Here is a 13751-nt window from a genome sequence, read left to right on the forward strand (position 1 = left end):
CCGAGTGCTCTTGCGTCACGGATCGGTCATATGCGCTTCCTAGACTGCCCACTTCCCATGACCAACCAATACCACGAGGAGTGCGGCTCTCATGAGCAAAACTATTTCTGACAAGGTCGTTCGCAACGACGCTGGCAACACCCCCTTCAGCGCCATCTTGGAAGTCCAGCTGTCACGCCGCACTGTCACGCGCGGTGGCCTGAGCGCGGCGCTGGCCCTGCTGACCGGCACCAGCCTTTCCGCCTGCGGCGGCAGCGACGACGAGCCGCTGAAGCTGGGCTTCAGCTCGCTGGCCAACTCCATGACCGACGCCTGCGTGGTGCCTCCAGGCTATGTGGCCCAGGTGCTGGGCGCCTGGGGCACGCCGCTCAACGACAGCGCTGCCGAGTGGGACCGCGACGGCAAGAACACCTCCAAGGACCTGCTCAACTCCACCGGCATGCACCACGACGGCATGCACTACTTCCCGCTCGACGGCAGCTCCAGCGAAGGCCTGCTGGTGGTCAACCACGAGTACATCGACGAGAAGGCCCTGCACCCCGCCGGCCCGACCACGGTGAACAACAAACGCCCCGCCGAGGAAGTGCGCAAGGAAGTCAACGCCCACGGCGTGGCGGTGATGCACATCCGCAAGACGGGCAATGCCTGGGCCATCGTCAAGAATTCGCGCTACAACCGCCGCTTCACCTCGGCCACGCCGATGGCCATCAACGGACCGGTCGGCGGCACGGACTGGGTCAAGACCCCGTACTCGCCCACGGGCACCACGGTGCGCGGCACCAACAACAACTGCGGCAACGGCACCACGCCCTGGGGCACCTACATCACCGCCGAGGAAAACTGGGCGGCCTGCTTCGTCAACACCAATGCATCGGGCCTGCCCGCGCACCAGGCGCGCGTGGGCGTGCCCACGGCTGCCGGCCGCTACAAGTGGGAAACCGCTGCTGGGGATACCACCGAAGTGCAGGGCGAGTTCGCGCGCTTCAACGTCACCCCCAGCGGCACCAGCGCACTGAACGACTGGCGCAATGAGGTCAACGGCTTCGGCTACCTGGTCGAGATCGACCCCTACAACCCCGACAGCGTGGCCACCAAGCGCACGGCCATGGGCCGCTTCGCGCACGAAGGCGCGGCCTATGGCAAGCCCGAGTCGGGCAAGCCGCTGGCGTTCTACAGCGGCGATGACTCGCGCTTCGAGTACATCTACCGTTTCGTGTCCGATGCCAACTGGGACCCGGCCGATGCACGCCGCACCGACCGCCTGGCCGTGGGCACCAAGTACCTGGACAAGGGCACGCTGTACGTCGCGCGCTTCAACGAAGACGGCTCGGGCACCTGGCTGCCGCTGACGCTGGCCGCCGTAGGCAAGGACGGCACGCGCCTGGGCGACAAGTACAAGACGATCGACGAGATCCTGATCAACACCCGCGCCGCGGCCGACTTCGTGGGCGCCACGCCCATGGACCGCCCCGAGTGGACGGCCGTGCACCCCTCCAACGGCGATGTGTACGTGACGCTGACCAACAACACCAGCCGCAATGCCACCACCGGCACCAACGCTGCCAACCCGCGCCTGAACAACGCCAACGGCCACATCGTGCGCTGGCACGACACGCCCAATGCGAACACCTTCAAGTGGGAGATCTTCGTGTTCGGCTCCGAAGCCGGCGCTGCGGCCGACACCAACCGCTCGGGTTTGACCACGCTGAACCAGCTGGCCAGCCCCGACGGCCTGGCCTTCGACGACCGCGGCATCATGTGGATCCAGACCGACAACGGCATCGATGGCGGTCGCAACAACGCCGTGGCCCGCGCCACCAACGACCAGATGCTGGCCGTGATCCCCGGCGCCATGACCACCGACAGCAAGGGCACGGGCCCGGTCATCAACGCCCAGAACCAGGGCGACCTGCGCCGTTTCTTCGTCGGCCCCAACGAAGCCGAAATCACCGGCTTCGCGTTCACGCCGGACTACAGGACCATCTTCCTGAACATCCAGCACCCGGTGAACTGGCCGGCCTACGGCACCAGCGATGCCACGACGGCTGCCACGGGAACCGTGCGCCCCCGCTCCTCCACCGTGGTCATCCAGAAGGCAGACGGCGGCCCCATCGGGGTGTGACGGGGCGCTTTTTGCAGTAAGCCCTTGCAGGCTGTCACGCGCAAGCGTGACAGCCTTTTTTCTTGCGCGCCTGCCTGGCGGCAGGCCGGGGTGCTTCAGTAGTCGGAGCCGTACGGCGACGGTGGCCGTGCGCGCGACGTGGGCCCGGAGGCCGGTGCGGAACCGCCGCTGCCGCCAGGGGCTGCAGGGTAGGTGATCTGCCCGCTGCCATCCTTGCTGCCCTTGCGCCCGGCGATCTGCCAGGCCGTGCGCTGGTCCACAAGCTTGGCCAGGAACTCGAGTTCCTCGTCCGTGTGGTTGATGGCGCCGGCCGGTGTCAGCATGCGGCCGCTGCGCGGTGCCACCTCGGCCCAGAAGGCCTGGTGGTAGGACGCCTGGCTGACGACGGATTCGCCGCCGGCCACAATGTCCACCGTGCCGTAGCAGTTGCAGAAGTAGCTGCGAAAGTCCTGCTCGGGAAACACCTCGGCATACACCCCCGTGCCGCGGATGCCGGCCGTGGCCGTGGGCATGACCACCTGGCGCTCGCTGCCGCGCCCCCAGACGCTGGCCACCGCGCCCGTCAGCAGGCGCAGCACCTTCACTGCGGTGGGGGTATCGCCTTCGAGCGACATGCGCGTGTTCTGGCGCACCATGAAGGCGTCCTTGCCGACAGTGAAGACCACGGTGGAGCCCGGCCCGGTCTCGATCCGGTCACCGGGCGCGATGGCTTCGCCCGCGGCCAGGGCCTGGCCGTTGCGGCGCACGTCGCCACGCGCCTCCACCACGTTGCGGCCCTGCTGCGCGTGCGCCGCCGTGAATCCGCCGGCCGCCGTCCAGGCTGCGGCCGCCTGCAACAGGCTGCGCCTTTGGTACCAGACGATTTCGTCCTCAGTGCGGCCCTGGAGCTGGTGCTGGCTGTTCGTCATGGGATTCCTCCGATGAGGGTTTGGCAGGCGGTTCGAAGCAATCGCGGAAAGTGAACACGATGGAGGTGAAGAACATCGCCGCCAGCATCATGGCCGTGCCGACCATGATGCCGCTCGCGGCCGTACCCAGCCCCAGCGCGACCATGAGGCCGGAGGCGAGGGCCACGACCACGCCGGCCATCAGGAACACGCCCATCCAGCCCAGGCCGAAGACGAGGAAGGCGCCAAAGTTGCGCACGCAGGCCACCAGGCTGAAGAACAGGGCCTTCACGGGAGGGACACCGTGCCAGTGCACCAGCCCCGGCGCATGCCAGAAGGTCAGCGACAGCGGCAGGTACAGCAGCATCGACAGCCACATGGCGGCCTGGAACGCGCCGTTCTCGGCCACTTCGCGCTTGAGCGGCGTGCCGCCCAGGTAGACGCTGGCGAACAGGCCGCCGTCGATCAGCGCCGACAGCCCCATGATGGAGAGAAAGCCCACGGCGTACAGGGCGCCCAGCACCAGCATGTCGCGCAGGCGCTGCTGGCCGGTGCGAAACGCCACCAGCAGCACGGCGGGGGTGGGAAAGCGCCCCATCGTGGTCTCGGCCGCCGCCACCATCATGGCCAGCGTGGCCGAAGGCAGCAGGGCCAGCGCGATGGCCGGGCCAACCAGGGGCACCAAGCTGGCCAGCGACATGGCGGCCATGGTCATGAAGAACAACGCCGCCAGCGCCATGGGTTGGCGCCAGAACGACCGGACGCCGAGCTGTACCCAGGTCATGCCGGTGCGGGCGGGGACGATGTTGAGTTTCATGGGGACAGAGGGCTGCTCGGGACAACGGCCCGTGTGTTCGGGCCTGGCGGATGGGTGGGGGAGACAGTGCCGAATTTACCCCAGCCCACCATGGCCGGGGCCGCATGGGGGCTTGCGAAAGTCCTCCAGGGCGTGACATTCCTCGCGGAATGCCGGTTCAGGCCGGTTTTTGGGGGGCGAAGGGTGCTCAGCCGGCATGCACGGGCTGCGCAATGCGCCCGCGCAGCACGCGCTCGAAGTGGGTCGGGTCGTGCGGTTTGAGCATGGAGGCCTCGCGCGGCAGGTAAAAATCCCACAGCCGCGAGATCCAGAAGCGCAGGGCGCCGGCGCGCAGCAGGGCCGGCAGCAGTTCGCGCTCGGCTGCCGTGAGCGGGCGTACCGCCTGGTAGGCATCGAGCATGCGCCGCGCGCGCTCAGGGTCGTGGGCGCCCGTGGGCAGGTCGATGCACCAGTCGTTCAGGCACACGGCCAGGTCGAACAGCCAGGTGTCGACGCCGGCAAAGTAGAAGTCGAAGAAGCCGGTGAGCTCCTCGCCGTCGAACATCACGTTGTCGCGGAACAGGTCGGCATGCACCGGCCCGGTGGGCAGGGCGGTGTAGGCCGAGGAGGCCGCCACGTGGTTCTGGTAGGCCAGTTCCGAGCGCAGCAGCGCTGCCTGGCTGGCATCGAGGTGCGGCAGCACCACGGGTACCGTCTCGTTCCACCAGGCCAGGCCGCGCAGGTTGGGCTGGTGGCGGTCGTAACCGCGGCCCGCCAGGTGCATGCGCGCCAGCATGGTGCCCACGGCGGCGCAGTGCACCGGGCCGGGGGCCAGTTGGCTCTTGCCGCGCAGCTTGCTCACCACGGCGGCCGGCTTGCCGCACACGCTGTGCAGAATGTCGCCGTTGCCGTCGCCACGCGGGTCGGGCACGGGCACGCCGCCATGCGCCAGGTGCTTCATCAGGTGCAGGTAGAACGGCAACTGCTCGGCCGTGAGGCGCTCGAACAGCGTCAGCACGAACTCGCCCTGGTCGCTGGTCAGGAAATAGTTGGTGTTCTCGATCCCGCCTTCGATGCCGCGCAGTGCGACCAGCTCGCCGAGGTTCAGGCGGCGCAGCAGTGCGCGCGCCTCTTCATTGGAGACTTCAGTGAAAACGGCCATCGCTCAGCTTGGGAATGCGGGTCAGGGACGGGCAGGGCAGGGAATTTCCGTGCGCCGGTGGCGCAGCGGCCGCCTGCCCGGGGGAATATACGGATTTGCCTTCGATCGTATAACTAGGCGGGAGCCGCAGACAGTGCTGTAGCACGGCAAGGCGAACCAACGACGTTAGACGGTTGAAGGCAAATCCGTATCAGAACTTCAGGACGTTCCAGACCCGGGGGGCGGTGTTGGTCTCGGCACCGTTCAAGGCACCGGTGCGGCCGCGCGCGCCATCGGGCGACTGCACTTCGTAGCTGGGCATGTTGCCGGTCTTGGGCTGCACGTTGATGCTCTGCGTCTGGCCGCCCACGCGCAGTTCGTCGACGCGGCTGCCCGCGTCCTCGATCTGGATGCGTTCGGTGCGCTGGTTGGTGCGCCCGGACAGGGATTCGGGCGTGGTGAGCGCCTCGCCTTGCCGGGGGGCGCCCACGGGGGCATTCTGGCCAGGGGTCTGGGCCAGTACGGGGCCGCCGGCCAGGGCCAGCAGCAGGGAGAGGTGAACAGCGCGCATGGCCCGATTGTAGAGCGCCCCGCGCACGGGTGCCGCAGGGGCTTTGGCCGTGCACAATGGCTCCCCATGAGCAATAAAAAGACCCTGGTGCTGGTGGACGGCTCCAGCTATCTGTACCGCGCCTACCACGCCATGCCCGACCTGCGGGCCGTGCCGGGCGATCCCACGAGCGCGGCCACGGGCGCCATCCGCGGCATGATCAACATGATGCAGGCCCTGCGCAAGGAAGTGCATGCCGACTATGCGGCCTGCATCTTCGACGCCAGCGGACCGACCTTCCGCGACGAGATCTACCCCGAGTACAAGGCGCAGCGCGCGCCCATGCCCGATGACCTGCGCGCGCAGATCGATCCCATCCACGAGGTGGTGCGCATGCTCGGCTGGACGGTGCTGGCCATTCCGGGCGTGGAGGCCGACGACGTGATCGGCACCCTGGCCGTGACCGCGGCCAGCCAGGGCGTCGACGTCGTGGTCTCCAGTGGCGACAAGGACCTGTCGCAGCTGGTGGACGAGCACATCACCATCATCGACACCATGAACGGCAAGCGCCGCGACGTGGCCGGCGTGACGGCCGAGTTCGGCGTGCCCCCGCACCTGATGGTGGACTACCAGACCCTGGTGGGCGATACCGTGGACAACGTGCCCGGCGTGCCCAAGGTGGGCCCCAAGACGGCTGCCAAGTGGCTCATGGAATACGGTTCGCTGGCCGAATTGGTGGCGCGCGCCCACGAGATCAAGGGCGTGGCCGGCGAGAACCTGCGCAACACGCTCGACTGGCTGCCCACGGGCCGCAAGCTGGTGACCATCCGCACCGACTGCGACCTGGTCGAGCACATCGTGGGCCTGCCCGCGCTCGACGCCATCGTGATCGGCGAGCAGCAGGTGGATGGATTGCGCGGGTTCTATGAAAAGTACGGTTTCAAGGGCCTGGCGCGGGCCCTCGGGGGGCCTGCCGCCGAGCCTGCTGTCGAGCCCACGCCCGCTGCCCGCAAGAAAGCCGGTGGCGATACCGACACCGCCGACCTGTTCGCCGAGCCGGCCGAGGGGGGTGTAGACGGCACTCCGGCCGCTGTGGAAAAGCCGGCCCGCAACGAGCGCTACGAGACCATCCTGACCTGGGATCAGTTCGACCGCTGGCTCGCCACGCTGCATGTGGCGCCACTGACGGCGCTGGACACCGAGACCACCTCGCTCGACGAGATGCGCGCCGAGATCGTGGGCATCAGCTTCAGCGTGGAGCCGGGCGCGGCCGCCTACGTCCCGCTGCGCCACGAGGGGCCCGACGCGCCCGTGCAACTGCCCTTCGACGAGGTGCTGGCGCGCCTCAAGCACTGGCTGCAGGACCCACGCCACCTGAAGCTGGGCCAGCACATCAAGTACGACCGCCATGTGTTCGCCAACCACGGCATCGAGGTGCAGGGCTACGCACACGACACCATGCTGCAAAGCTACGTGCTCGAAGTGCACAAGCCCCATGGCCTGGCCAGCCTGGCCGACCGCCACCTGGGGCGCAGCGGCATCAGCTACGAAGACCTGTGCGGCAAGGGCGCGCACCAGATCCCCTTCGCCCAGGTCGACGTGGCCAAGGCCGCCGAGTACTCGTGCGAGGATTCCGACCAGACCCTGGACGTGCACAAGGCCCTGTGGCCCCTGCTCGAAGCCAATGAGAAGCTGCGTGCCATCTACGAACTGGAGATGGCCAGCAGCGAGGCCCTGTACCGCATCGAGCGCAACGGCGTGCTGATCGATGCCCCCACGCTGGCCAACCAGAGCCACGAGCTGGGCCAGCGCATCGTGCAGCTGGAGACCGAGGCCTACGAGATCGCGGGCCAGCCATTCAACCTGAGCAGCCCCAAGCAGCTCGGCGAGATCTTCTTCGACAAGCTCGGGATGCCCGTGGTCAAGAAGACCGCCACCGGCGCGCGCAGCACCGACGAAGAGGTGTTGGAGAAACTCGCCGAGGACTACCCGCTGCCCGCCAAGCTGCTGGAGCACCGTGGCCTGGTCAAGCTCAAGGGCACCTACACCGACAAGCTGGCCCAGCTGGCGCTGCCGCGCACGGGCCGGGTGCACACCCACTATGCGCAGGCCGTGGCCGTCACCGGGCGGCTGTCGAGCAACGACCCCAACCTGCAGAACATTCCCATTCGCACGCCCGAAGGCCGGCGCGTGCGCGAGGCCTTCGTGGCACCGGCGGGCAGCGTGATCGCCAGCGCCGACTACTCGCAGATCGAGCTGCGCATCATGGCCCACATCAGCGGCGACCACTCGCTGCTGCACGCCTTCCATGCGGGCCTGGATGTGCACCGTGCCACCGCGGCCGAAGTGTTCGGCGTGGAGGTGGACCAGGTCACCAGCGAGCAGCGCCGCTATGCCAAGGTCATCAACTTCGGCCTGATCTACGGCATGAGCAGCTTCGGCCTGGCCAAGAACCTGGGTATCGAGACCAAGGCCGCGGCCGCCTACATCGACAAGTACTTCCAGCGCTACCCCGGTGTCAAGCAGTACATGGACGAGACCAAGGCCGCCGCCAAGTCCATGGGCTATGTGGAGACGGTGTTCGGCCGGCGCCTGTACCTGCCCGAGATCAACTCGCCCAACGGTCCACGCCGCAGCGGCGCCGAGCGCGCGGCCATCAACGCGCCGATGCAGGGCACGGCGGCCGACCTGATCAAGATGGCCATGGTGGCGGTGCAGAAGGAACTCGACGCGCACAAGCCGCAGGTGAAGATGATCATGCAGGTGCACGACGAACTGGTGTTCGAGCTGCCCGAGGGCGAGGTGGACTGGGTGCGCAGCCACATCCCGCGCCTGATGGCCGAGGTGGCGGCACTCAAGGTGCCTCTGCTGGCCGAGGTCGGCGTAGGCCCCAACTGGGACAAAGCCCACTAAGGACAACCCCCTGAGTCGCTTCGCGCCTTCCCCCTTCTCTCGAATGGCTGCGCCATTCGGGAAGGGGGACACCGCCAGCGCGGCGGGGCGGCCCTTGCGCGGCGGTCCTGGCTCAGGCAGCGCCAGTATTCTCGGCCGCAGGCCTTGTGACCTGCGAGAGGCGCTTGCATGTCTGGCGCGTTCATTGCAAGGTAGAAAAGCATGCGCCTGCGCCACATCGAAGTCTTCAACGCGGTGATGCTCACCGGCAGCGTGAGCGCTGCCGCGCGGCTCATCAACGTCACCCAGCCCGCGGTGAGCCGCATCCTGGCGCATGCAGAGCTGCAGCTCGGCTTTGCGCTGTTCCACCGGCTCAAGGGGCGGCTGGTGCCGACCACCGAGGCGCAGACGCTGTACCCGCACATCGAACGCCTGTTCGCCCAGCTCGACGACGTGCAACGCCTGGCGGCCAGCCTCAAGGGCGACCGGCGCGAGGGCGCTCTGCACATCCTGACCGTGCTGGCACTGAGCTACGAGGTGCTGCCGCGCGCGCTGCGCAGCTTCCGTGCGCTGCACCCGGACGTGGACGTGACCATCGATGCGCTGCACTCGCCGCAGATCGTCTCGGCCCTGGTGCTGCAGGAGGCCGACGTGGGCTTCGTGTTCAGCTCCATCGCCCACCCCTCGCTGAGCCAGGAGCACATCGCCGATGGCTACATGGTCTGCGTGGCACCCAAGGGCATGCTGGGCCCGGCGCTGGTGCAGGCGGGCAGCGTGCACCTCACGGACCTGGCGGACACGCCGGTGGTGCGCCTGGACGTGCGCGACCCCATCGGCACCGTGATGGGCCATGCCTGCCGCGAGGCCGGCGTGGGCCTGCGCACGGCGATCACGGTGCAGACCTACCACGCGGCGCTGGCCCTGGCACAGCACGGCCATGCAGTGGCATTGGTCGACGCCTGCACGGCGGCCTCGGCCGACCGCAGCCAGGTCGACGTGCTGGCCCTGGCGCCGCACATCCCCGTGCCCATCCAGTCGCTGCGCACCGTCAACCGGCCGGCCTCGCTGCTGGCCAGTGCCATGGCCGCCTGCATGCGCCTGGCCGTGGCCGAGACCATGGCCAGCAAGGGCTTGCCCAGCCCCAGGCCCTGAGCACAGGTTCTGGTCGGCGGGGGGCGGGCGGGGCCCCCATAACTTTCCGGCATGGCCTACCCGGAGAAATGAATTGTTCAAAGCGGCGCTGAATTTCTACAGTGCACCTACGCCTTTTCATTTCTTTTCTTCGTCGCAAAGGGAACCCCATGCCAACGACCGCCGCCGCCCGTGCCACCCTGCTGGCCGCCTGCCTGCTTGCCTGCTGTGCTGCCCAGGCCGACACCCTCAAGAAGATCGCCGACACCGGCAAGATCACGCTGGCCTACCGCGAATCGTCCGTGCCCTTCAGCTACCTGGCAGGCACCGGCCAGCCCGTGGGCTTTGCGGTGGACATCTCGAACGCCGTGGCCGAGGCCGTGAAGAAGCGCCTGAACAACCCGGCCATCAAGGTCGAGCTGCAGCCCGTGACCTCGCTCAACCGCATTCCCCTGGTGCAGAACGGCACGGTGGATCTGGAGTGCGGCTCGACCACCAACAACACGGTGCGCGGCAAGGACGTGCAGTTCGCCACCAACTACTTCTACACCGGCACGCGCCTCTTGACCAAGAGGAGCTCGGGCATCAAGGGCTTCGGCGATCTGGCTAAGCGCAAGATCTCCACCACCTCCGGCACCACCAATGCCCAGGTGGTGCGCAAGTACGACCGCGACAACAAGCTCGACATGGAGATCCTGATGGGCAAGGACCATGAGGATTCGCTGCTGCTGGTGGACACCGGCCGGGCCGAGGCCTTCGCCATGGACGACATCCTGCTCTACGGCCTGATGGCCAATGCGCGCAATCCGGCCGAGTGGGATGTGGTGGGCGAGGCGCTGCAGGTCGAGCCCTATGCCTGCATGCTGCGCAAGGACGACCCGCAGTTCCAGGCCCTGGTCAACGGCGTCATCGGCGGCATGATGAAGTCCGGCGAGTTCGAGAAGCTGTATGCCAAGTGGTTCATGTCGCCCATCGCGCCGCGCGGTCAGAACCTCAAGCTGCCCATGGGCAAGGAGCTGCGCGACAACCTCGCCGCCCAGAGCGACAAGCCCGCCATCTGAAGGGAGCCACCGAGCATGTTGGCAAGCCATCGCCCCGCCACGCAGACGGTGGGCATCCTGGGCGGCATGGGGCCGGCGGCGGGCGCGGACTTCGCGCGCCTGTTCGTGCAGGCCTGCGGCGAACGCATGGCGCAACTGGGCATTCCCGTGCACGACCAGGCCTATCCCGAGCACTGGCTGGCGCAGGTGCCCATTCCCGACCGCACGGCCGCGCTGGGCGACACCCGACTGGGCGCGCACCAGCCTGCCGAACCCATGCTGCAGGCCACGGGCCGCCTGGCCGCGCTGGGCGCCCGCGCGGTGGCCATCGCCTGCAACACGGCCCATGCCTGGCATGGCCTTCTGCAGCAGCGCTTTCCGCAACTGGTGGTGCTGCACGGGGTGCAGGAGGTGGTGGCCGGCCTGGCGGCGCGCCAGGTGCGCAGCGTGGGCCTGTTGGCCACGCGCGGCGCCTACGATGCCGGGCTGTACCAGGGCGAGCTCGAGCGTGCGGGCATTGCCTGCTGCCTGCCCGGCGTGGCCGGGCGCGAGCAGCTCATGCAAGGTATCTACGACGGGGTGAAGGCCGGCGACTATGCGCTGGCGCGCGAGCGCTTCAGGGCGGTGGCGCGGGCGCTGCAGCAGCGCCACGGCATCACCACCCTGGTCATGGGTTGCACGGAGATACCGCTGGCGCTGGAGGAGGGCCCGGCGCTGCCCGGCCTGGCGCTGGTCAACCCCTCGGCCGTGCTGGCGGCGGCGCTGGCGCGGCAGGCCTACCTGGACGCGGGCGCCTGAGCGCCGGCCCGCGCTCCGGGCTTCCAGGGAGAGGTGGGTCCGCGAGGGGAAAAGGCCGTCCACTGCGGCATGTGTTTGGCCGGGCGGTGGCAGCCGCCGCGCAAACCGCCTAGACTGCGCGCTGCCTTGTTCTGTTCATTCACCCTCTCTGGAGATCAACGATGCTGAGCGACGACCACCGACTGGATACCGAGGCCCTGGTGCCCGGCCGTGCCACCGAAGCCGGCGCCACGCGCCGCCTGGCCCTGCAGACCGCCCTGGGCCTGGGCTATGCAGCCGCGGCCACGCCGCTGATGGCGCAGACAGCCATCGCCACCCCGGCCGACGGACTGACGGCCGGCGAGGTCAGCTTCACCGTGGGCGGATTCAAGGTGCCCGCCTACCGCGCCGCGCCCGCCGGCAAGACCGGCCTGCCCGTGGTGCTGGTGATCCAGGAAATCTTTGGCGTGCACGAGTACATCGCTGACACCTGCCGCCGCTTCGCCAAGGCCGGCTACCTGGCCATCGCCCCGCAGCTCTATGCGCGCCAGGGCGATGCCTCCAAGTACACCGAGGCCGCCAAGCTCATGGCCGAAATCGTCTCCAAGGTGCCCGATGCACAGGTGATGGCCGACCTCGACGGCGCCGTGGCCTGGGCCACCGCCAACGGCGGCGATGGCGCGCGCGTGGGCATCACCGGCTTTTGCTGGGGTGGCCGCATCACCTGGCTATACGCCGCGCACGGCCCGGTCAAGGCCGGTGTGGCCTGGTACGGCCGCCTCGTGGGCCAGCCCAGCGAGCTCACGCCCAAGCACCCGGTGGACATCGCCCCCATCCTCAAGGCGCCGGTGCTCGGCCTGTACGGTGAAAAAGACACCGGCATCCCCCTTGACACGGTTGATAAGATGAAAGCTGCCCTGGCCGGTGGCTCCGCCGCCGCCAAGGCTTCGGAATTCGTGGTGTACCCCGATGCGCCGCATGCCTTCCACGCCGACTACCGCCCCAGCTATCGCAAGGAAGCGGCCGACGATGGCTGGAAGCGTGCGCTGGCCTGGTTCAAGGCGAACGGCGTCGTCTGACCGACCGGCTGCTCTCCTACAATCAGCCGCCCCTGCATTCAAGGGGCGGCTTTTTTTGACCCCGCGGTGCCACCCGATTGACATAAAAACAATACCTTTCGCTCAATGGACGCGCACATATAGCTATGACCTTGATAGCAATCATCTTGGCCACCCTGGCTGCCGGCATCGGCAGCGTGTGGCTGGCCGCACTGCTGATGCGCCTGGGGCTCGGGGGCCGCAGCGACAGCGTGGGGCCCCAGCACCTGCTGAGCCTGGCGGCCGGCGCGCTGCTGGCCACGGCCTTCATGCACCTGCTGCCCGAGGCCTTCGAGAGCCAGGCCGGTGCGCACGACCTGTTCGCCACGCTGCTGATCGGCGTGGTGTTCTTCTTCCTGCTCGACAAGGCCGAGCTCTGGCACCACGGCCATGAGCACAGCCATGCGGCGCCTGCCGAGCAGGGCCACGGCGCGCACGACCATGCCGAGCATGCCCACGGGCATGGCCACCACCACCACCACGGTGCCCCTCGTGCCGGCGGCTGGGCCGTGCTCACCGGTGACAGCGTGCACTGTTTTGGTGACGGTATCCTGATCGCCTCGGCCTTCATGGCCGACATCCGGCTGGGCATGATCGCGGCCGTCTCGGTGCTCGCGCACGAGGTGCCGCACCACATGGGCGACCTGGTGGTGCTGCGCCAGACCAGCCCCAACCGGCGCATGGCGCTGGTCAAGGTGTCGTTGGCGGGCGCCGTCACCGCCCTGGGCGGCATCGTCGGCTACTTCCTCGTGGGGCAGTTGCAGGACCTGCTGCCGTACTTCCTGGCCGTGGCGTCGAGCAGTTTCATCTACGTGGCCCTGGCCGACCTGATTCCGCAACTGCAAAAGCGCCTGTCTGCGCGCGAGACCGTGGCCCAGATCGCCTGGCTGATCGCCGGCATGGTGATCGTCACCTTGGTCAGCGGCGCGGCCCATGCGCATTGAAGGCACGCAAAAGCACATGGTCACGATCTACCACAACCCCCGCTGCGGCACCTCGCGCAACACGCTGGCCCTGCTGCAGGAGCGCGGGGTGCAACCCGAGGTCATCGAGTACCTCAAGACCCCGCTGAACCGGGCCGCGCTGCAGGCGCTGATCGCGGCCATGGGTGTGCCGGCCATCGACGTGGTGCGCAGCAAGGAAGCGGTGTTTGCCGAACTGAAGCTGGGCGAACCCGGGGTGACAGACGACCAACTCATCGACGCCATGGTGGCCCACCCCATCCTCATGAACCGGCCCATCGTCACCACGCCCCTGGGCGCGGGGCTGTGCCGGCCGGCCGAGACGGTGCTGGAGCTGTTGCCTGCGCAGCCTTGAG

Annotated in this window: 12 protein-coding genes; 8 read left to right on the plus strand and 4 right to left on the minus strand. The window is 68.2% G+C overall.

Annotated features, from left to right (window positions below; genetic code table 11):
• The first annotated feature begins 91 nt into the window (after nucleotides 1-91).
• The gene (locus AC07PA_RS04710) at nucleotides 92-2122 is read left to right on the plus strand and encodes a PhoX family protein (protein ID WP_494604505.1); all 2031 of its coding nucleotides are present in this window, start codon (nucleotides 92-94) and stop codon (nucleotides 2120-2122) included.
• 95 nt (nucleotides 2123-2217) lie between these two features.
• Here the strand turns inward: AC07PA_RS04710 and AC07PA_RS04715 are convergent, their stop codons facing one another.
• From AC07PA_RS04715 to AC07PA_RS04730, 4 genes are all read right to left on the minus strand, one after another.
• Nucleotides 2218-3030: a FecR family protein gene (locus AC07PA_RS04715; RefSeq protein WP_494604507.1), complete on the minus strand. Its 813-nt coding sequence runs from the start codon at nucleotides 3028-3030 to the stop codon at nucleotides 2218-2220.
• On the minus strand, nucleotides 2993-3826 hold the full coding sequence (locus AC07PA_RS04720; protein ID WP_494604509.1) for a BPSS1780 family membrane protein: 834 nt from the start codon (nucleotides 3824-3826) through the stop codon (nucleotides 2993-2995). Before AC07PA_RS04720 ends, AC07PA_RS04715 begins: the two co-directional genes overlap by 38 nt.
• Before the next feature lie 187 nt (nucleotides 3827-4013).
• The gene (locus tag AC07PA_RS04725; protein WP_007854084.1) at nucleotides 4014-4967 is read right to left on the minus strand and encodes a homoserine kinase; all 954 of its coding nucleotides are present in this window, start codon (nucleotides 4965-4967) and stop codon (nucleotides 4014-4016) included.
• Nucleotides 4968-5157: 190 nt separating this feature from the next.
• The gene (locus tag AC07PA_RS04730) at nucleotides 5158-5517 is read right to left on the minus strand and encodes a hypothetical protein (RefSeq protein WP_007854086.1); all 360 of its coding nucleotides are present in this window, start codon (nucleotides 5515-5517) and stop codon (nucleotides 5158-5160) included.
• 66 nt (nucleotides 5518-5583) lie between these two features.
• Between AC07PA_RS04730 and polA the strand changes: the two genes are divergently transcribed.
• The 7 genes from polA (at nucleotide 5584) to arsC (ending at nucleotide 13750) form a co-directional block, all read left to right on the plus strand.
• Nucleotides 5584-8409, plus strand: a complete 2826-nt coding sequence (gene polA, locus AC07PA_RS04735) for a DNA polymerase I (RefSeq protein ID WP_494604511.1) — start codon at nucleotides 5584-5586, stop codon at nucleotides 8407-8409.
• Between the two features lie 201 nt (nucleotides 8410-8610).
• Complete coding sequence (locus tag AC07PA_RS04740; RefSeq protein WP_007854090.1) at nucleotides 8611-9540, plus strand: LysR family transcriptional regulator; 930 nt, start codon at nucleotides 8611-8613, stop codon at nucleotides 9538-9540.
• A 149-nt stretch (nucleotides 9541-9689) separates the two neighbouring features.
• Nucleotides 9690-10580 carry an amino acid ABC transporter substrate-binding protein gene (locus AC07PA_RS04745; RefSeq protein ID WP_007854092.1) on the plus strand — a complete coding sequence of 297 codons (891 nt, stop codon included), beginning with the start codon at nucleotides 9690-9692 and terminating at the stop codon, nucleotides 10578-10580.
• A 15-nt stretch (nucleotides 10581-10595) separates the two neighbouring features.
• On the plus strand, nucleotides 10596-11357 hold the full coding sequence (locus tag AC07PA_RS04750; protein ID WP_007854095.1) for an aspartate/glutamate racemase family protein: 762 nt from the start codon (nucleotides 10596-10598) through the stop codon (nucleotides 11355-11357).
• Between the two features lie 161 nt (nucleotides 11358-11518).
• The gene (locus AC07PA_RS04755; protein ID WP_007854096.1) at nucleotides 11519-12415 is read left to right on the plus strand and encodes a dienelactone hydrolase family protein; all 897 of its coding nucleotides are present in this window, start codon (nucleotides 11519-11521) and stop codon (nucleotides 12413-12415) included.
• A 125-nt stretch (nucleotides 12416-12540) separates the two neighbouring features.
• On the plus strand, nucleotides 12541-13377 hold the full coding sequence (locus tag AC07PA_RS04760; protein ID WP_494604515.1) for a ZIP family metal transporter: 837 nt from the start codon (nucleotides 12541-12543) through the stop codon (nucleotides 13375-13377).
• Complete coding sequence (gene arsC, locus AC07PA_RS04765) at nucleotides 13367-13750, plus strand: arsenate reductase (glutaredoxin) (RefSeq protein WP_007854100.1); 384 nt, start codon at nucleotides 13367-13369, stop codon at nucleotides 13748-13750. The genes AC07PA_RS04760 and arsC overlap by 11 nt, the downstream gene beginning before the upstream one ends.
• Nucleotide 13751: the final 1 nt, after the last annotated feature.

This window comes from Acidovorax sp. GW821-FHT09B03 (genome assembly GCF_059418305.1).